Origin of the sequence: Cellulomonas edaphi (assembly GCF_030362815.1) — a bacterium.
In the GTDB taxonomy this organism is placed as follows: Bacteria; Actinomycetota; Actinomycetes; order Actinomycetales; family Cellulomonadaceae; genus Cellulomonas; species Cellulomonas edaphi.
In genome coordinates this window covers 773,879-792,863 of record NZ_JAUCGR010000002.1, presented here as the reverse complement: position 1 = coordinate 792,863, position 18,985 = coordinate 773,879, and the positions used below count along the sequence as shown (strand labels likewise).

The 18,985-nt window shown below is 72.6% G+C and carries 18 protein-coding genes and 1 riboswitch; of the genes, 9 read left to right on the top strand and 9 right to left on the bottom strand.

From position 1 onward, the window contains the following. Nucleotides 1–160: 160 nt before the first annotated feature. Nucleotides 161–271: riboswitch (SAM riboswitch) on the top strand. Between the two features lie 32 nt (nucleotides 272–303). Beyond that, the gene (locus QRT05_RS09900) at nucleotides 304–1,515 is read left to right on the top strand and encodes an LLM class flavin-dependent oxidoreductase (RefSeq protein WP_289447032.1); all 1,212 of its coding nucleotides are present in this window, start codon (nucleotides 304–306) and stop codon (nucleotides 1,513–1,515) included. A gap of 16 nt (nucleotides 1,516–1,531) precedes the next feature. Continuing rightward, the gene (locus tag QRT05_RS09895) at nucleotides 1,532–2,899 is read left to right on the top strand and encodes an NtaA/DmoA family FMN-dependent monooxygenase (protein WP_289447030.1); all 1,368 of its coding nucleotides are present in this window, start codon (nucleotides 1,532–1,534) and stop codon (nucleotides 2,897–2,899) included. Between the two features lie 48 nt (nucleotides 2,900–2,947). Here QRT05_RS09895 and QRT05_RS09890 read toward each other — a convergent pair whose 3' ends face one another. Further along, nucleotides 2,948–3,403: a MarR family winged helix-turn-helix transcriptional regulator gene (locus tag QRT05_RS09890; protein ID WP_289447029.1), complete on the bottom strand. Its 456-nt coding sequence runs from the start codon at nucleotides 3,401–3,403 to the stop codon at nucleotides 2,948–2,950. Nucleotides 3,404–3,485: 82 nt separating this feature from the next. Here QRT05_RS09890 and QRT05_RS09885 point away from each other — a divergent pair, with 82 nt between their 5' ends. Then, on the top strand, nucleotides 3,486–4,403 hold the full coding sequence (locus QRT05_RS09885; protein WP_289447027.1) for an alpha/beta hydrolase: 918 nt from the start codon (nucleotides 3,486–3,488) through the stop codon (nucleotides 4,401–4,403). A gap of 29 nt (nucleotides 4,404–4,432) precedes the next feature. Here the strand turns inward: QRT05_RS09885 and QRT05_RS09880 are convergent, their stop codons facing one another. The 6 genes from QRT05_RS09880 to QRT05_RS09855 form a co-directional block, all read right to left on the bottom strand. Next, a complete protein-coding gene (locus QRT05_RS09880; RefSeq protein ID WP_407650334.1) occupies nucleotides 4,433–5,101 on the bottom strand; it encodes a methionine ABC transporter permease in 669 nt (222 codons plus the stop codon). Nucleotides 5,102–5,106: 5 nt separating this feature from the next. Then, nucleotides 5,107–6,207: a methionine ABC transporter ATP-binding protein gene (locus QRT05_RS09875; RefSeq protein ID WP_289447025.1), complete on the bottom strand. Its 1,101-nt coding sequence runs from the start codon at nucleotides 6,205–6,207 to the stop codon at nucleotides 5,107–5,109. Nucleotides 6,208–6,238: 31 nt separating this feature from the next. Next, nucleotides 6,239–7,153, bottom strand: coding sequence for a MetQ/NlpA family ABC transporter substrate-binding protein (locus QRT05_RS09870; RefSeq protein WP_289447023.1), 915 nt, complete (start codon nucleotides 7,151–7,153; stop codon nucleotides 6,239–6,241). A 346-nt stretch (nucleotides 7,154–7,499) separates the two neighbouring features. After that, a complete protein-coding gene (locus QRT05_RS09865; RefSeq protein ID WP_289447022.1) occupies nucleotides 7,500–7,787 on the bottom strand; it encodes a hypothetical protein in 288 nt (95 codons plus the stop codon). A 775-nt stretch (nucleotides 7,788–8,562) separates the two neighbouring features. After that, nucleotides 8,563–9,126, bottom strand: a complete 564-nt coding sequence (locus QRT05_RS09860) for a hypothetical protein (RefSeq protein ID WP_289447020.1) — start codon at nucleotides 9,124–9,126, stop codon at nucleotides 8,563–8,565. 5 nt (nucleotides 9,127–9,131) lie between these two features. Then, on the bottom strand, nucleotides 9,132–10,127 hold the full coding sequence (locus tag QRT05_RS09855) for an ANTAR domain-containing protein (protein WP_289447018.1): 996 nt from the start codon (nucleotides 10,125–10,127) through the stop codon (nucleotides 9,132–9,134). A 276-nt stretch (nucleotides 10,128–10,403) separates the two neighbouring features. Between QRT05_RS09855 and QRT05_RS09850 the strand changes: the two genes are divergently transcribed. Beyond that, nucleotides 10,404–11,795, top strand: coding sequence for a TrkH family potassium uptake protein (locus QRT05_RS09850; protein ID WP_289447017.1), 1,392 nt, complete (start codon nucleotides 10,404–10,406; stop codon nucleotides 11,793–11,795). Nucleotides 11,796–11,810: 15 nt separating this feature from the next. On the opposite strand, the gene QRT05_RS09845 is transcribed toward QRT05_RS09850, so the two are convergent. Beyond that, on the bottom strand, nucleotides 11,811–13,139 hold the full coding sequence (locus QRT05_RS09845) for an APC family permease (protein WP_289447015.1): 1,329 nt from the start codon (nucleotides 13,137–13,139) through the stop codon (nucleotides 11,811–11,813). A 140-nt stretch (nucleotides 13,140–13,279) separates the two neighbouring features. On the opposite strand from QRT05_RS09845, the gene QRT05_RS09840 reads away from it, so the two are divergent. Together QRT05_RS09840 and QRT05_RS09835 are read left to right on the top strand one after the other, a co-directional pair. Next, entirely contained in the window at nucleotides 13,280–14,032 is a 753-nt protein-coding gene (locus QRT05_RS09840; protein WP_289447013.1) for an MBL fold metallo-hydrolase, read from the top strand. A gap of 61 nt (nucleotides 14,033–14,093) precedes the next feature. Next, nucleotides 14,094–14,678 (top strand): GNAT family N-acetyltransferase, encoded by a 585-nt coding sequence (locus tag QRT05_RS09835; protein WP_289447011.1) that lies wholly within the window; start codon nucleotides 14,094–14,096, stop codon nucleotides 14,676–14,678. A gap of 15 nt (nucleotides 14,679–14,693) precedes the next feature. Here the strand turns inward: QRT05_RS09835 and QRT05_RS09830 are convergent, their stop codons facing one another. After that, entirely contained in the window at nucleotides 14,694–15,131 is a 438-nt protein-coding gene (locus QRT05_RS09830) for a VOC family protein (protein WP_289447010.1), read from the bottom strand. Nucleotides 15,132–15,381: 250 nt separating this feature from the next. On the opposite strand from QRT05_RS09830, the gene QRT05_RS09825 reads away from it, so the two are divergent. From QRT05_RS09825 to QRT05_RS09815, 3 genes are read left to right on the top strand one after another with little or no spacing between them, the layout of a single operon-like run. Further along, nucleotides 15,382–16,893 (top strand): MmgE/PrpD family protein, encoded by a 1,512-nt coding sequence (locus QRT05_RS09825; protein ID WP_407650328.1) that lies wholly within the window; start codon nucleotides 15,382–15,384, stop codon nucleotides 16,891–16,893. Then, a complete protein-coding gene (gene prpB, locus QRT05_RS09820) occupies nucleotides 16,893–17,807 on the top strand; it encodes a methylisocitrate lyase (RefSeq protein ID WP_289447009.1) in 915 nt (304 codons plus the stop codon). The genes QRT05_RS09825 and prpB overlap by 1 nt, the downstream gene beginning before the upstream one ends. Beyond that, on the top strand, nucleotides 17,804–18,985 hold the full coding sequence (locus tag QRT05_RS09815) for a bifunctional 2-methylcitrate synthase/citrate synthase (RefSeq protein ID WP_289447007.1): 1,182 nt from the start codon (nucleotides 17,804–17,806) through the stop codon (nucleotides 18,983–18,985). The genes prpB and QRT05_RS09815 overlap by 4 nt, the downstream gene beginning before the upstream one ends.

Sequence of the window (18,985 nt, the reverse complement as noted above, 5' to 3'; positions counted from 1 at the left end):
GCGGCCGCGCGCGACCCCGCGACCCGTGGTGGTTCGGCTCGACGCCATCGCGCCCGTCCGGCGCCCGGCCGCACCGTCAGGTCTCCCGACCGTCCCGCAGATCGAGACGACCGGAGCGGGCCCTTGCGCACGAGAAGCCTGCCGCTACCTTCACGGCCAAGGTCACGAGACCGGCGCGAGGGCCCTGGCTCGCCGGTCGGCAACCCTCCGCACGGTGGGTGCCTCCAGGTGCAGACCTGGCCGGGCGGACCGCGTTCGGCAAGTGCGAGGCGGGGCTCTGTCGTGCCCCCGAAAGGATGTTCCATGCCCGGCATTCCCCAGCTTCACCTCGGCATCGCCCTGGACGGCGCGGGTTGGCACCCCGCCGCATGGCGCGAGCCGAACGCGCGCCCGGACGCGCTGTTCACGGCCGGCTACTGGCGCGACCTCGTGGTCTCGGCGCAGGAGGCCGTCGCCGACCTGGTGACCATCGAGGACACGCTCGCTCTGCAGTCGAGCCGGTTCGAGGGGCCCGACGAGCGGACCGACCAGGTCCGCGGCCGCCTCGACGCCGAGCTGGTCGCGGCACGGCTAGCGCCGGTGACCGAGGGCATCGGCCTCGTCCCGGTCGTCACCGTCACGCACACCGAGCCGTTCCACGTGTCGAAGGCGCTCGCGACGCTGGACTACACGAGCCACGGCCGGGCGGGCTGGCAGGTGCGCGTCTCGGCCGGAAAGTCGCAGGCCGAGCTGTTCGGCCGGCGCGAGCTCCCCGAGCTCGTGCCGCCCTTCGACATCGAGGACCCGGCGATCGCCCCGATCATCGAGGAGGCGTTCGACGAGGCCGCGGACGCGGTGGAGGTCGTGCGGCGGCTGTGGGACAGCTGGGAGGACGACGCCGAGATCCGCGACGTCGCGACCGACCGGTTCATCGACCGGGACAAGCTGCACTACATCGACTTCGAGGGCAAGCACTTCTCCGTGCGCGGTCCCTCGATCACGCCCCGCCCGCCCCAGGGGCAGCCGGTCGTCACGGTGCTGGCGCACGCGCGCGTGCCGTACGAGCTGGCCGCCCGGTCCGCGGATGTCGTGTTCGTGACGCCCCACGACGACGCGAGCGCGGAGGGGATCTTGCGCGAGGTGCGCGACGCGGAGGACCGCGTCGGGCGGACCGGGCTGCCCCTGCAGGTCTGGGCCGACCTCGCGGTCGTGCTCGACACGCCGCACGAGTCCGGCGCGGACCGGAAGGCACGGCTGGACGCGGTGGCGGGGGAGCCGTGGTTCACCGACGCCGCGATCGTCGCGGGGAGTGCAGGCGTGATCGCCGACCAGATCGCCGCGTGGCACGAGCTGGGCTACGCGGGCGTGCGGCTGCGGCCCGCGGTCCTGCCCGACGACCTGGCGCTCATCGCCCAGGGCCTCGCGCCCGAGCTCCAGCGGCGCGGTCTGACGCGCACCGCCTACGACGCCGACTCGCTGCGTGGCTCGCTGGGCCTGCCGACCGACGTCCCCAACCGCTACGCCACCGCACGCTGAGACGAGGACAGACGACATGACACGCAAGAAGCAGATCATCCTCGGCGCCTACCTGGGCGGCGTCAACAACCAGACGCTCTGGGGCCTGCCGGAGTCGGGCAGCCAGATCGAGTTCTCGAGCTTCGAGCACACCGCGAAGACGGCCGAGCGCGGCAAGTTCGACTTCTTCTTCCTGGCCGAGGGGCTCGCGCTGCGCGAGCGCGGCGGCAAGATCTTCGACCAGGACATCATCGGCCGCCCCGACACGTTCACGGTGCTCGCGTCGCTGGCCGCCGTGACGGAGCACCTCGGCCTGGCCGGCACCATCAACGCCACCTTCAACGAGCCCTACGAGCTGGCCCGCCAGTTCGCCTCGCTCGACCACCTCTCCGGCGGGCGGGCGGCGTGGAACATCGTCACGTCCTTCGACGCCTTCACGGGGCAGAACTTCCGTCGCGGCGGCTTCCTGCCGCGCTCGCAGCGCTACGAGCGTGCGGCCGAGTCGCTGGCCCTGGTCCGTGAGCTGTGGGACTCGTGGGCCGAGGGCGAGGTCCTCGCGGACAAGGCCAGCGGGCAGTTCGTGCGCTCCGGGGACGTCGGCGCGTTCGAGCACACCGGTCCGCAGTTCGACGTGCGCGGGCGGTTCACGGTGCCGCGCTCGCCGCAGGGTCAGCCCGTGATCCTGCAGGCGGGCGTCTCCGAGCAGGGGCGGGACTTCGCGGCCGCGAGCTCGGACGCGATCTTCTCGCCGTTCACCCACCTGCCCGAGGCGCAGGCGTACTACACCGACATCCGGCGACGCGCGGTGGCCGCCGGTCGGCAGCCGGACGACGTGAAGCTGCTCCCCGGGGGCGCCTTCGTGCTGGGCGACACCGACCAGGAGGCCCAGGACAAGGCGCGCTGGGTGCGCGACCAGCAGGTCTCGCCGCAGAGCGCGCGCGTGCTGCTGGAGACGGTGTGGAACGTCGACCTGTCGGACTTCGACCCTGACGGTCCGCTGCCGACGTTCGAGCCCGCGGTCGACGCGCCGCCGTTCATCGAGGGCCGCGCGCGGCTCGAGTCCGACCTGCAGGCGTGGGCCGGCCGCCTGCGTGCCGTGCAGGCCGAGAAGAAGCTGACGGCGCGCGAGGTGGTCGTCGACCAGTTCACGCGCACCGAGTTCGTCGGCACGCCCGAGCGCGTGGCGGGCCAGCTCGACGACTTCGTGCAGGGCGGTGGGTCGGACGGCTTCATCATCGGCTCGCACCTCGTGCCGACGGGGCTCGACGAGTTCGTCGACAAGGTGGTGCCCCTGCTGCAGGAGCGCGGCTCGCTGCGCGCCGACTACGAGGGCAGCACGCTGCGGGACAACCTCGGGCTGCCGGTGCCCGAGCGCCGGCGCGTGCGCGAGCCCGCATCGGTCTGACCGATCGGGTCCGGCGCGATCCGGTCCAGGAGCGACTGCCATGGGGCCTCAGGCTCTCGACCCTTGGGCCGCCGCCCGCTCCAGCGCGCCGCGCAGCTGCGCGAGCGTGCGGGCTGCATGGTCGAGGTCGGCAGGCGGCACCGCACCCGCCAGGAGCCCGCCGACGGCCGCCCCCACCGCCGGCCACGCGTCCGCGAGCTCACGCTCGCCCTGCTCCGTGAGCACCAGCACCGACGAGCGCCGGTCGCTCGGGTGCGCCTCACGCCGGCAGTAGCCCGCGGCCTCCAGCCGGTCGACCGCCTTGCTCGCGGCACCGACCGTGATGTCGATGTCGGCCACGATGTCGGAGACCCTGCACCCGGGCACGTCGGCGATGAGCCGGAGGATCTGGAGCTGGCCGAGGCTCACTCCCGGGTGCCGGTCGCGGACCCGCGCCTCGACGAGGTTGTACAGGCGCGTCTCGACCCGGACGAGGTCGATGAAGAGTGCGGTGCGGTCGGCCATGGCGCCTTCCTGGGAATTAGATTGATAGGAATCTAGTTCACGGTGATGTAACGATCCATCGTCACACAGCCGAGGAGCCACCATGACCCAGCAGCAGCGCGACGCGCTCGACGCCGCCCTCCGCGCGAACCCGTTCGACACCTCGCAGACCGCGGCGGAGCACCGTCGGGACTTCGCGCAGGCATTCACCGTCCCGTACGCGCCCGGCGTCATCACGAGGCAAGGCATCCTCGGAGGGGTGGCGACGCTCCGTCTCGAGCAGGCCGGCGCGACCGGGGACGGCGTGCTGCTCTACTTCCACGGCGGCGGGTACGTGGTCGGCTCGGCCCGCACGCACGCGCACCTCGCCGCCGAGCTCGCCCGCCGAATCGGCGTGAGTGCCGCGTCGGTGGACTACCGGCTCGCGCCCGAGCACCCTTTCCCCGCACCGGTGCAGGACGCGCTGGCCGCGTACCGCGGCCTCCTCGACGACGGCACCCCGCCGTCGGCGGTCGTGCTCGCGGGCGACTCGGCCGGGGGCGGGGTCGTGGCGGCGCTCCTGCTCGCCGCGCGCGACGCCGGGCTGCCGGTCCCGGCGGGAGCCGCCGTCTTCTCGCCCTGGGTGGACCTCACGCTCACCAGCGGCACCATCGAGAGCAAGGCCGGGCGTGACCCGCTCTTCGACCGTCGCGCGCTGGAGTGGTACACCGAGCGGTACCTCGCGGGCGCAGACCCGGCGCAGCCGTGGGCCAGCCCGGCGCTCGCCGACCTCGCGGGCCTCCCGCCGCTGCTCGTCCAGGTGGGCTCGCGCGAGCTGCTCGTGGGCGACGCCCTGCGCCTGGCCGCGGCCGCTGCCGAGGCCGACGTCGACGTGACGCTCGAGGTGGTGGCCGGCGTCCCGCACGTGTTCCACAACGCGTTCGGCGTGCTCGACGACGCGGACGCGGCCCTGGCGCGGGCGGCCGCCTTCCTGCGGGCTCGCCTCGCGGACGCCGTCACGGCGCACACAGCGCAGTCGTGAGCCGCCCCGAAGTCCCGGCACCCCGGGCGTCAGCGGTGCAGGACGCGACGCGCGAGGGTGTTGCCCAGGTGCTGGGCGATCTGGACCATGACGATGATGACGCCCACGGCAACCCAGGTGACGACGTCGTTGTAGCGGTCGTAGCCGTAGGAGATCGCGAAGTAGCCGAGGCCGCCGGCGCCGATCGCGCCGGCCATCGCCGACATGTCGAGCACGCCGACGAACAGGAACGCGTAGCCGAGGATCAGCGGCCCCAGCGCCTCGGGGACGAGAACGTGGATGAGGGCGTTGAACCGTGACGCGCCCATGGCGCGCGCCGCCTCGATGACGCCCGGGTCCGCCGCGACGAGGTTCTGCTCGACGAGCCGTGCGGTCGCCATGATCGTCACGATGACCATCGGGAAGATCGCGGCGCGGACACCCAGCGACGTCCCCGTCACCGCGATCGTCAGCGGGCGCGCGGCCGTGATGAAGATGATGAACGGGATCGGGCGGATGAGGTTCACCACGAAGCTGAGCACGGCGTAGACGCCGCCCGCGGCGTACAGCCCGCCGCGTCGCGTCGCATACAGCGCGAGCCCGTAGCCCAGGCCCAGGAGCCCGCCGATCACCAGCGTAACGAGCACCATCTGCAGCGTCTGCCCGATGGCGGTCCAGAGGAGGGGACCGTGGTACGCCCAGTCCCAGTCGTTCGTCAGGGGTCTCACCGCGTCGCCACCTCGTCCTCGGAGTCGCGCGGTTCCACCCAGCGCACGTCGGGCAGCGGGTTCGCGGCCGTGCCCAGGTCGACGACGGCTCCGGCGACCCGCCCCAGGCGCGCCACGACCTCGTCGACGTCGGCTGGTGCCCCGGCGACCTCGAGGGTCAGGCTGCCGAACGGGCGGTCGGCCACCTGGGTCACGCCGCCGAACACCACCGATGCCGACGCATCCAGGCCCGAGGTCAGGGCGCTGACGTCGAGCCCCGCGCCGGTGTCGGCGAGCGAGGCGACGACGAGCCGGCCGGGGTGGCGCTCGCGCACGCGGGCGACGATCTCGGGGGAGGGGCGGTAGTTGAGTGCGGTCTGGATGAAGCGTCGCGTGGCGGTCTCGCGCGGGTTCGCGAAGACCGTGTACACGTCGCCGTGCTCGACGACCTTGCCGCGCTCCATGACCGCCACCCGGTGGCAGACGTACTGCACGACGCTCATCTCGTGCGTGATGAGCACGATGGTCACGCCGAGCTCGCGGTTGATCCGGCGCAGCAGGTTGAGCACGTCGCGCGTGGTCTCGGGGTCGAGTGCGCTCGTCGCCTCGTCGGCCAGGAGGATGTTCGGCGAGGTCGCCAGCGCGCGGGCGATCCCCACGCGCTGCTTCTGGCCGCCGGACAGCTGAGCGGGGTAGCGGCGGGCCTTGTCGGACAGCCCGACGAACTCGAGCAGCTCGGCGACGCGCGCGCGCCGCTGCGCCTTGGGGACCTTGGCCAGGCGCAGCGGGTACTCGACGTTGCGCGCGACCGTCCGGCCGCCGAACAGGTTGAACTGCTGGAAGATCATGCCGATGTCGGCGCGGAGGGCCCGCAGGCCACGTTCGTCGAGATCGGTGACCCGGCGCCCGTCGACGTCGATCGTGCCGGCGTCGACGCGCTCGAGCATGTTGATGAGGCGGACGAGGGTGGACTTGCCGGCGCCCGAGTACCCGACGACCCCGAAGATCTCGCCGCGCCGGACGTCGAGGTCGACGTCGTCCACGGCGCGCAGCTGGTCCTTGCCGGTGGCGAAGATCTTCGTCACGCCACGGAACGTGATGATCGGCTCGACCGTCACGCTGCCCGCTCCCTCGTCCGCCTCACCCGCGTCAGCCGTTCGCCGCGAGCTGGTCCTGGACGTCCGTGAGGTACGTCTGCAGCTTCGCCGGGGTCTCGTGGACGATGACGGCGGTGCCCCCGGAGTTCTTCTTGAGCGCGTCCTCGACCTCGGCCTCCTGCGCGATCTTGACGAGCTTGACGTAGGTCGCGTTGTCCTTGTCCTTCGCCCGCGTCGCCCAGATGTTGATGTACGGGCGCGCGGCGTCGCTCGACGGGTCGTCCTGGGCCAGCGTCTTGGTCGGGTCGAGGCCGATGTCGGCGACGTAGTCGTTGTTGATGACCGCGCCGGCGACCGACGAGTCGTCGAGCGACCGGCCGGTCTGGTCAGCTGCGACCGGGACGACCTTGACCTTCGACGCGCTCGTGTCGACGTCCGCGGGCGCGGCCGAGAGCGACGGCGTGCCCGCCTTGAGCGTGATGAGCTTCGCGCTGGCGAGGACCCCGAGGGCGCGGGCCTGGTTGGTCCCGTCGTTGGGGATGGCGATCTGGGCCCCGGCCGGGATCTCGTCGAGCGACGTGTACTTCTTGGAGTACAGGGCGAGCGGGTAGATCGCGGTCGAGCCGATCGGCACCAAGTCGGCGCCCGCGTTCTTGTCGTAGTCCGCGAGGAACAGGATGTGCTGGAACTGGTTGAGGTCCAGCTCGCCGGACGTGGTCGCCGGGTTCGGCTGCTGGTAGTCGGTGAAGTCGACGAGCTTGACGTGGATGTCCTGCTTCTCCGCGAGCTGCGTGAAGACCTTCCACTGGTCGCCGCTCGCGCCGACGACGCCGATCTGGACCGGGTTGGCCTCCGACCCCTTCGCGGCATCGCCGTCGCTCGACGAGCACGCGGCGAGCGCGAGCGCGAGCGTGCCGGCGACGAGGGCGCCAGTCAGGCGTCGGGTCGTCCTACGGGTGCGGAACATGGCGTACTCCTTCAGGTGGACATGCGAGACGGCGACGCCGAGCCCGCGGGACACATCGGGGCGGCATCGGTGCCGAGGGGGATGCCGCGGTCGCGCGGCATGGGCGAGATCTGCTGGGCGCGGTGAGTCGCGCGTGGCAGGAGGCCGGGTTCAGGCCTCGCGGCGACAGGAGCGGCGCGGTGCGGCGCAGGCCTGGCCGGCGCCGGGCATTCGGCCCTGGCGTCCCACCATGCGGGCCTCGCGACTGATCACGCGTTCAGCCTGTGAGACGACGGCGGGAATGTCCAATCGCGGACCAAATCCGTCCAGTATCCGAGAACCGACGGAGGGCGGATTCGCCGTGCTCTCACGACGACAGCGCGAGCCCCTGCCGACGGTCGCTCGACCCGGCCCGCACCGCGAACGGCCCGCAATCGCGGACGTCGCCGTGCGCCAGCTCGCGCAGCAGCACGAGCGCGATGGGGGAGACCTCCGCGTCCGTCACGTCGACGATCAGCGTGCCGACGAGCTCCTGCGCGCGCCGGACGACGGCCATGAAGTCCGGCAGGCAGTCGGGCTCCAGCGCGCCGACGATGTGGATCTCGCCGGTGCCCGCCGGCGAGATGCGGACGAGCACCTGAGGGCGGTCGGTCATGGCACACCACCTATGCGGACGGTGAGTCGGCCCGAGCTCGACCCGTTCTCACGATAGTCGCGGGCGAGCGCCCGGACCAGGGACCCGCCTGACCCGTCGCCGTCGCGGGGGCTGCCGTCCGGGGTGCCCACAGGGGCGCGCGTGCCTACGATCGGTGGGTATCGATGCGTCGCTCCAGCAGCGGGCGACTGCCGCCACCGACGTCGGGGCGCCTATGGAGTCGACGGCAACAGCCCAGTTCTACCTGCCCGCGGGAGCGGCACGCCCGTGGTGGTCGGACGAGCTCTACCACGTCATGGGCATGTCCCCGGGGGACGTGCCTCCCACCCTCGACGCCCTGATGAGGCACGTGCGGGCGGACGAGCGGGACGCCCTGACGACGGCCGTGGAGGCGTGCTCGTCGCAGGGGCGGCCGTTCGCGCAGGTCCACTCGGTCAGGAATCTGGTCGGGGCGAACCGCGTCGTCATGATCGCCGGGCTACCCGTGGCACCGACGGGGGACGACGCGCACGACGTGGACGGGGTGGTCGTCGACCTGTCCGCCGAGGTGGCCCAGCGCGCCGCGCAGACGGTCAACAGCCAGCTGCCCGGGATGCTCGACGGCCGTGCGCCACTCGAGCAGTCCATCGCGGTGCTCGGTCTCCTGTACTCCGTCGACCGCTCGTCCCGCACTGGGTCGCCTCCCGCGGCCCGCTGCGAGGGACTGGTCAGCTCCTCGCCGTTCGTCGTCCGCCTCCCGGTCGCTCGTGGCGCTTGCCGTCGAGGCGCGACCGGCTCAACCGCCAGTCCGCCTCGGCGGCTCGCCGTGCTCGTCCGCCCGCGCGCGGTGCCGGGCGGGCTCGGCACCGAACGCGGCGAGCCGCTCGTGCACATCGGCGGCCGCCTCGTGAGCGAGCGCGGAGTGCTCGTACGTCGCCGCGGAGCGGGCGCCCGCCGCGGCAGCCTGGCGCTGGGCCTCGCGCGCCGAGGCGAGCGCGGCGTCGACCGTCGAGAGGTCCGTGGGTGACGCGGACCGCAGCTCGGCCAGTCGCGCCCGCGCTCGTGCGGCCCGCTCGCCCGCGGAACGCACGCGTTCGCCTGCGTGGGGATCGCCCGCGGGAGTGCCCCACGGCGGCTCCGGACCGGCCTCGAGCTGGTCCGGGTCCTCGACGACGGTCTCGCCCGGGAGGTCGATGACGTGCGGCCTGCCGAGCCGCTGGGCCGTACGACGCCCGCGCGCGATGGCGTGCCAGGGATCCGTCGTCACCTCGCCGGCGAGGCGCCGTCCCACCACCGTGAACCAGCCGCCGTCGAAGCGCAACGTCCGTACCGCAGCCGAGTCGTCCGGGCGCGACTCCATCGCGGTCACCTCGGCCGTCGATGTCGAAGCTGCTCCCGGGCCCCCGCGCTCCTCGTTGAGATGCCGTCCGCCTCCGTCGTGCCAGGCGCACGGCGCGGCTCGCCAGCACGGTCGGCGGGCTGCTGCACGCTCACGGCGACCCCGTCCCGTGCGGCGTGACGGCCCAGCGCGCCCAGGATCTCGACCATGGTCGGCCCGATCCGGGTCGCGTGCTCGAGGTCGATGCGCAACGCGCGGCTCGCGGCGGCGTGCGGCCACACCTCACGGGCGGCATCCGACACCTCCTTGGCGGCTCGAAGGTCCGCCCTGCCGCGCACGGCGACGGCGGGGACATATCCGTCGAGCACGCTGATGCTGACGCGGGCGCGGCCGGACGTACGGCGCGGGGCAGGGAGCGCGTCCGGCGGGGACCCGATCAGCGAGGCGAAGTGGTCCCGGTCGCGTGCCGCCATGCCGGGCAGGTTCCGGGCGAGCACCAGGATCCGGTGGGCGATCGTGAGGAGCTTGACGTTGACGCGCATCGAGCTCCAGCGCAGCAGGTCGAACGCACCATCCTCGTCCACGCCGTAGAGCAGCATGAAGACGCCCTTCGCCTGGTCGATGACCGCGTGGGACGCGAGCGCCGTGCTGAGCTCCAGCGACGCGGCGTACCGCACGGCAGCGTCGACCGCCGGCTCCAGGTCGAGGGCCATTCCGCGGATCTCTCGACCTGCGCTGTTGCGCCCCCGGTCGCCGGTGAGCATGAGGGAGCGGTCGTTCCCGTTCACATCGACGGCGCGGTGCGTCAGGCCGAACGGGGTCCCGTCACGGGTGCAGCGCGCCATCGCCTCGAGCAGGCCAGTGCGCTCGTCCTCGTGGACGTGGCGCATCATCTGGTCCAGTTCGGCGTCCTCGGAGAGCTCGCCGCCATATGCCGCTCGCATGCCGTCGGACCACCACCAGGAGTCATCGCCGTAGCGGTAGAGGTAGTGGCCGACAACAGATACGTCCTGCAGGGGCACGGGTCCTCCTCGCCGCGCACGGCCACCGGCGGAAGTTCCGGCTGGAGCTCAACCCGTTCGCCGCGCCGCGCCGCCCTCACGACACTACGCCCGTGCGGCTGCGCCCGCCCCTGGCGGGACCAGGACGCCTCGTCCACGATCGCACCGCGGGTCGCCCGCACCGGCGGGCCGGTGCGGGCGTCCGAGGCATCCGTTTCGTACGCTCTGACCTGGTGCTGGCGCTGGTGTCGGCTCCGCGGGTCACCGGCCCGCGTCCTACGCCTGAGGTGGACCGCCATGGCCAGTCGCACCTTGAGGACTCTGCCGCGCCGCGCGGCGCAGCGGGGCGTCCGTGGGTTCCGGCGCGGCGCGGTGCGACCGCTGCAGGTCATCGTGGCGGGCTTCGCCGCCGGGGTGGGCGTCGGCACGCTCCTGCTCATGCTGCCGGCGTCCCGCTCGGGTCCGGGCGGTGCGTCCGCTCTCGACGCCCTGTTCACGGCGACCTCGGCCCTGTGCGTGACGGGCCTGACCATCGTGGACACGCCCACGTACTGGTCGCCGTTCGGTCAGGTCGTCATCCTCCTGCTCGTCCAGGTGGGGGGCTTCGGGGTCATGACCCTGGCGTCGCTGCTCGGTCTGCTGATCTCGCGCCGGCTCAGGCTCGGCTCGCGCGTGCTGGCGGCCCGGGAGACGCGGAGCGGGGCACTGGGGGACGTGCGTGCCGTGCTGCGCGGCGTCGCCGTCGTCAGCCTCACGGTCGAGGCGGTCACCGCCGCGATCCTCACCCTGCGATTCGCGATCGGCTACGACAACAGCTGGTCCCACAGCCTGTGGCTGGGGGTCTTCCACGCGGTCTCGGCGTTCAACAACGCCGGGTTCGCGCTGTTCAGCGACAACCTGATCAGCTTCGCCACCGACCCGTGGATCTGCCTGCCGATCGCGCTCGCGGTGATCCTCGGCGGCATCGGGTTCCCGGTCATCCTCGAGCTCGTCAAGCAGCACCGCCGGCCCTCGCGCTGGAGCATCCACACGCGCCTCACGCTGCTCATGACGGCCGTGCTGATCGTCGGCGGGACCGTGTTCGTGACGGTCGCCGAGTGGAGCAACCCGGGCACCCTCGGCGCGCTGGACCCGGCCGGGCGGACGCTGGCCGGCTTCTTCCAAGCCGTCATGCCGCGCACCGCAGGCTTCAACAGCGTCAACCCGGGCGAGATGAACACGGGCACGCTGCTGGGCGTGGACATGCTCATGTTTATCGGCGGCGGGAGCGCCGGCACCGCCGGCGGCATCAAGGTCGGCACCTTCGCCGTGCTGCTGCTGGTCATCGTCGCGGAGCTGCGCGGCGACCCGGACGCCGAGCTGTTCGACCGCCGGCTGTCGCCGGCGACGATCCGCCAGGCGCTCTCGGTCGCGCTGCTCAGCGTCGCGGCCGTCGTCGCCTCGACGCTGGTCATCGCGATGACGAGCCCGTTCTCGCTCGACCAGATCCTGTACGAGAACGTCTCCGCGTTCGCGACGGTCGGCCTGACCACGGGCATCACCGCCGATCTGGAGCCCTGGCAGCAGCTCGTCCTCGTGGTGCTCATGTTCGCCGGTCGCCTCGGACCGGTGACCTTCGCCTCGGCGCTGGTGCTGCGGCAGAGGCAGCGGCTCTACCGGCGCCCGGAGGGGCGCCCGCTGATCGGCTGACGCCGCGGCTGCCGCTCAGGCGTCGACAGGGTGGGCGGTGCGGGTGGATCGGCGGGCCAGCAGGTAGAGCAGCAGGCCGACCGCCAGCAGGGCGCCCGCGAGCAGCCAGTGCTTGAGCTCCTGCTGGGTCAGCAGGCCCACGCACGTCGCCGCAGCGAGCACGGGCACCCAGGTCCACGCCTTGAAGTGCGAGTGCTCCACGCGGTCGCGGCGCAGCACGAGGACCGCCACGTTGGTGCTGAGGAACACGAACAGGAGCAGGAGCACCACCGTGGACGCGAGGTCGACGAGCGAGCCGGTGGTGGTCAGGACCATCGCGACGACCGTCGTGACCACGATGGCGACGACGGGCGTACGCCGGTTGGGCAGCACGCGCGCGAAGACGCCGGGGAGCAGGCCCTCCTCAGCCATGCCGTACGCGAGCCGGCTGGCCATGATCATGGTCAGCAGCGCGCCGTTGGCGACGGCGACGAGGGCGACGAACGCGAACAGCTTCAGCGGGACGCCGCCGGCCGCGTCGACGACCTCCAGCAGCGGCCCGCTCGACGACTGCAGCTCCGGGAGCGCGACGACGGCCGGTGCCACCAGGCCAATCAGCAGGTAGACGACGCCCGCGGTCAGCAGCGCCCCGAACAGGGCGCGCGGGTAGACGCGGCGCACGTCGCGGACCTCCTCCGCGAGGTTGGCCGAGGTCTCGAACCCGACGAACGAGTAGAACGCGATCAGCGCGCCGCCGAGCGTCGCCGTCGCGAGCGCGGTGCCCTCCGGGAGCTGCGTCAGCCGGGTGAGGTCGCCGTCGCCGCGGCCCAGCACCACCGCACCCAGCACGACGACCAGCAGCAGCCCGCTCAGCTCGATGGCCGTCATGCCGACGTTGGCGCGCAGCGACTCCTTGATCCCGCGCGCGTTGAGGGCCGCGACCAGGAGCAGGAACACCAGCGCCGTCGGGACGGCCGGGACGTCCAGGAACTCGCCGAGGTAGTCGCCCGAGAAGGCCAGCGCGAGCCCGGCGGCCGACGTCACGCCCGCAGCGAGCATGCAGAACCCGACGAGGAAGGAGACCACCGGCCTGCCGAACGCGCGCTGCGCGTAGACGGCCGACCCGCCGGCTCGCGGGTACTTCGTCACCAGCTCGGCGTAGGAGGCCGCGGTGAGCAGGGCCATGCCGAGCGCGACCACCAGCGGGACCCAGATCATGCCGCCGGCTTCTGCCGACAGCTCGCCGACGAGCGCATAGACGCCGGCACCCAGGACGTCGCCGAGGATGAAGAGGAACAGGAGCGGGCCGGTGACGGTGCGCGCCAGCCGCGTGGGCTGCTCGTCGGTCGCGGTGGCAGAAGTCATCGGCCGAGTATCAGCCGGGGTCTCGAGCCGCGCACGCCGAGGCTGGCGGCCGCCGTCGACTTGCAGCGGGCGCCCCGCGACCTACCGTGGGACGTACCTCGAGCCGCGCGGGGAGCCCGGCAGGAGAAGAGGTGCCGTCCATGGGACGGAGCGCAGTCAGCGAGGTCGCCGATCGGGTGTTCCGCATCGAGCACGCCCACGTCAACCTGTACCTGGTGGTGGAGGGCTCGGACGTCCTGATCGTCGACGCGGGCCATCCGGAGACGTGGGACGTGGTCGGTCGGTCGCTGCGCGAGATCGGGATGCGTCCTGGCTCGGTCCAGGGGCTCGTCCTCACGCATGCCCATTTCGACCACACCGGCTTCGCAGCCCGGGCGCAGCGGCAGCTCGGCGTGCCGGTGTGGGCCCACCCCCGCGAGCACTACCTGGCGGCGCACCCGTACCGCTACGCGCACGAGCGACCGCGCGCGGCCTACCCCGTGCGGCACCCTCGGGCGCTGCCCATCCTCGCGGCGATGGCCCGCGCCGGGGCGTGGCGCGTCCCGGGCGTGCGGGGCCTCCTGGACCTGCCCACGGGGGAGACCGTGGCCGTCGCCGGCTCGCCGCGGGTCGTCTTCACGCCGGGCCACACCTTCGGCCACTGCGCGCTGCACCTGCCCGAGCGCGACGTCGTGCTCAGCGGCGACGCGCTCGTGACGCTCGACCCGTACACCGGCCTGCGAGGGCCGCAGATCGTCGCCGGTGCGGCGACCGCCGACAGCGCGCAGGCGCTCGCCTCCCTCGACGCTCTGACGGACACCGGGGCGACGACGCTGCTGCCCGGGCACGGCGAGCCGTGGTCCGCCGGGGTGGTGCAGGCCGTCGCGGCTGCCCGCGAGCGGGGTGCGCACTGACAGGAGCCGTGGAGGCGTAATCAGGTCACGTCCGCCGTTCGGCGTCTGGCATGCTGCCGCCGTGACGACGACGTACCTGCAGACCGCACGCGTGACGCTGCGCCCGTTCGGGGCCGACGACGCCGACCTTCTGATCGAGCTGGACAGCGACCCCGAGGTGATGCGCTACCTGTCCGGGGGCGAGGCGACGCCGCCCGAGGTGGTGCGCGACCTCGTCCTGCCGAGCCTGCTGGCCGCCTACGAGCGCTGGGGCGGCTCCTTCGGGCTGTTCGCGGCGTACGAGACGGCGACCGGGACCTTCGTGGGCTGGTTCTGCCTGCGACCGGAACGGGACGGGCCCCTGGACGAGGTCGAGCTCGGCTACCGGCTGCGCCGGGCGGCCTGGGGCAGCGGTTACGCGACCGAGGTCGCGTCCGCCCTGCTCGAGAAGGCGTTCGACGAGCTCGACGTGCGCGTCGTGTGGGGCGCGACGATGGCGCTCAACCGCGGCTCGCAGCGCGTGATGGAGAAGGTGGGTATGACCGTCACCGAGGAGCTGCCGACGCCCGACGACATGCTGGCCGTCGAGGGGGCAGAGCTCGGCGGGTACAAGTACGAGATCACCAGGGAGCAGTGGGAGCTGCGGCGGGCGGCGTTCGCGCGATAGTCGCGGACCGGCGCGTCAGCCCTTCGTCAGGTCCTGGGCCAGCATGACGAGGATGCCGCTCGGCCCGCGCACGTACGTCAGCCGGTAGACGTCCCGGTACGTCGCCACCCCGCGCAGCGGATGGCACCCGTGCCGCGCAGCGACCGCAAGCGCCTCGTCGAGGTCGTCGACCGAGAAGGCGACGCGGTGCATGCCGATCTCGTGAGGCTGCGTGGGCTCGGTCTCGATCGCCTTCGGGTGGAGGTACTCGAACAGCTCGAGCTCACCGTGTCCGTCGGGCGTGCGCAGGACCGCGATGCGGGCGTGGTTGCCGTCGAGCCCCACGGCCGTGTCGGCCCACTCGCCGCTCACGGTGTCGCGGCCGACGACCGCGAGCCCGAGATCGGTGAAGAAGGCGATCGCGGCGTCGAGGTCGCGCACGGCGATGCCGACGTTCTCGAACGTGATGGGCATGCCCGCGATGCTAGCGACCCGAACTCGAGTGCGGGCGGCCGCGAGGACGGCCGCCGGGCAGCCCGTCCCGTCTCTCCACGCCCAGGTCGCGCGATCGCGTGGTGCGCCGCGCGCGCCGGGAGGCTGTGCACAATAAGGCGGTAGGCCGTGGCTGCCTACGTGAGCGCGCTCGACGCGGAGGTCGCTCGGCACCGGGTCTCGGCCGGGTCGACCGCCTTCCGCACGCCCCGGCCCAGAAAGGCACCGCCTGATGAAGCTCCATCCGCTGCGCACGTACAAGAGCTCGGAGCCGCTCCCGCGCGAGCAGCAGCTCGCCTGGAAGATCGCCGAGGTCGCGGTCGACCCCGTGGCCGTCGACGCCGACGTCGCGGACATGATCGTGAACCGGTTCATCGACAACGCGGCGGTGGCGGTGGCCTCGCTCGGGCGCGCCCCGATCGTCGCGGCCCGCGGGCAGGCGCAGGCTCATCCCGTGGGGCCGGCGTCGGGCGGAGCGGGCGCGACCGTCTTCGGGATCGCCGGTCGGTACGGCCCGGAGTGGGCGGCGTACGCGAACGGCGTGGCGGTGCGCGAGCTGGACTACCACGACACGTTCCTCGCGGCCGAGTACTCCCACCCGGGCGACAACATCCCGCCGATCCTCGCGGTGGCGCAGCACGTGGGCGCCGACGGTGCGGCCCTGGTGCGCGGGATCGCCACCGGCTACGAGATCCAGGTCGACCTGGTCAAGGCCGTCTCCTTGCACGCGCACAAGATCGACCACGTCGCCCACCTCGGCCCGAGCGCCGCGGCCGGCATCGGCACCCTCCTCGGGCTCGACCCCGAGACGATCTACCAGGCGATCGGCCAGGCGCTGCACACCACCACCGCCACGCGGCAGTCGCGCAAGGGCGAGATCTCCACGTGGAAGGCGTCCGCGCCGGGCTTCGCCGGCAAGATGGCGATCGAGGCCGTGGACCGGGCCATGCGCGGGCAGACCAGCCCGTCTCCCATCTGGGAGGGCGAGGACGGCGTGATCGCCTGGCTGCTGGACGGGCCCGAGGGCCGCTACGAGGTCCCCCTCCCCGAGGCGGGCGAGCCGAAGCGGGCGATCCTGGACACCTACACCAAGGAGCACTCCGCCGAGTACCAGGCGCAGGCCTGGATCGACCTGGCGAGGGCGCTCGGCACGCGGCATCCCGAGGTCCGCGACCCGGCCCGGGTGGCGAGCATCGTGCTCGTCACCAGCCACCACACGCACCACGTCATCGGCTCGGGGGCGAACGACCCGCAGAAGTACGACCCCGGCGCGAGCCGCGAGACGCTCGACCACTCGATCCCGTACATCTTCGCGGTGGCCCTCCAGGACGGCAGCTGGGACCACGTCGCGTCCTACACGCCGGAACGCGCCGCTCGGCCGGACACCGTGGCGCTCTGGCAGAAGGTGACGACGGTCGAGGACGCCGAGTGGACGCGGCGCTACCACTCGAACGACCTGAGCGAGAAGGCCTTCGGCGGTCGCGTCGAGATCGAGCTCACGGACGGCACCCGCATCGTGGACGAGATCGCGGTCGCCGACGCCCACCCGCTCGGCGCGCGGCCGTTCACGCGGCCCGACTACGTCCGCAAGTTCCGCACGCTGGCCACGCCCGTGCTGCCGGGCGACGTCGTCGAGGAGTTCCTCGCGCTCGCGGAGCGGCTGCCGTCGTTGTCCGCCGCCGAGGTCGCCGACCTCAACGTGGTCGCGTCCGGCCTGCCCGCCGCACCGAAGGGACTGCTGTGATGCTGCACTCGACCGTCCCGGCCGCCACGAAGCGCGCCGACTTCCGCGCGCGTCTCGCCGCGGGCGACCTCGTCCGGATGCCCGGGGCCTTCAACCCCCTCAGCGCGGCGCTCATCCAGGAGAAGGGCTTCGAGGGGGTCTACATCTCGGGCGCCGTGCTCTCCGCGGACCTCGGGCTGCCCGACATCGGCCTCACGACGCTGACCGAGGTCGCGCAGCGCGGCGGGCAGATCGCGCGGGTCACGGACCTGCCCACCCTGATCGACGCCGACACCGGGTTCGGGGAGCCCATGAACGTCGCGCGCACGGTCCAGGTGCTCGAGGACGCCGGGATCTCGGGCATGCACCTCGAGGACCAGGTGAACCCCAAGCGCTGCGGGCACCTCGACGGCAAGGAGGTGGTCGACGAGGCCACCGCGCTCAAGCGCATCCGCGCCGCGGTGCAGGGCCGCCGCGACCCGAACTTCCTCATCATGGCCCGCACCGACATCCGGGGCGTCGAGGGCATGGCCGCCGCGGTGGACCGCGCCAAGGCGCTGCAGGACGCGGGCGCCGACGCGATCTTCCCCGAGGCCATGGCCTCGCTGGAGGAGTTCGCGGCGATCCGAGCGGCCGTCGAGGTGCCGATCCTGGCCAACATGACCGAGTTCGGCAGGAGCGAGCTGTTCACCACCCGGCAGCTGGCGGACGTCGGCGTGAACATCGTGATCTTCCCGGTGTCCCTGCTGCGGATCGCCATGGGCGCGGCCGAGCGTGCGCTCGAGACCATCCAGACGGAGGGGTCGCTGGCGTCGCGGGTCCCGGAGATGCAGACGCGTGCACGGCTCTACGAGCTCCTGGACTACGAGGGCTACTCCGCCTTCGACTCGGGCATCTACACGTTCGACCTGACGAACAACAGGGGCGGGGCATGAGCGACGTCAAGAAGGGCCTCGCCGGCGTGGTCGCCGACGTCACGGCCGTCTCGAAGGTGGACCCGGAGACGAACACGCTCCTGTACCGGGGCTACCCGGTGCAGGAGCTCGCCGCGACGCAGCCGTTCGAGTCGGTCGCGTACCTGCTGTGGCACGGCGAGCTTCCCGCCGCGGGGCAGCTCGACGAGCAGCGCGCGGCGGAGCGCGCGCAGCGCGCACTCGACCCGGACGTCAGGACGCTCCTGGACATGCTCCCGCTCGACGCGCACCCGATGGACGACGTGCGCACGGCGGTGAGCCTGCTCGGTGCCCGGGAACTGGCCGGGACGGGCTCGGTCCTGGACGCGAGCGGCAGCGTCGAGGACAACCTGCGACGCAGCCTCACGCTGTTCGCGGCGCTGCCGGCGATCGTCGCGTACGGCCAGCGTCGTCGTCGCGGGCTGGAGCCGGTTCCCGCGCGCGACGACCTGGACTACGCGGCCAACTTCCTGTGGATGACGTTCGGCGAGGAGTCCGACCCGGTGGTCGTCGACGCGTTCAACCGGTCGATGATCCTGTACGCCGAGCACTCGTTCAACGCCTCGACCTTCACGGCGCGCGTGGTCACCTCGACGCTGAGCGACCTCTACTCCGCGGTCGTCGCCGCGATCGGAGCGCTCAAGGGCCCGCTGCACGGCGGCGCGAACGAGGCCGTCATGCGCGTGTTCGACGAGATCGGCGACGCGTCGCAGGTGCCGGCCTGGCTCGACACGGCACTGGCTCAGAAGCGCAAGATCATGGGCTTCGGTCACCGCGTGTACAAGCGCGGCGACTCCCGGGTGCCCACCATGAAGACGGCGCTCGACAGCCTGGTGGCGCACTACGACCGGCCGGACGTGCTCGAGCTGTACTCGGCCCTCGAGAGCGAGTTCGTGGCCCGCAAAGGCATCTACCCCAACCTCGACTACCCCTCCGGGCCCGCGTACAACCTCATCGGTTTCGACACGGCGACGTTCACGCCGCTCTTCGTCGCGGCGCGCGTCACAGGATGGACGGCCCACATCCTGGAGCAGGCGGCCTCGAACGCGCTCATCCGCCCGATGTCGCAGTACGACGGTGCCGCGGAGCGCCACGTGGACGGCTACGTCCCGCTCGCGGACGAGCTGGCGATCGCGGAGCGGCCGGAGGAGGCCGAGTGA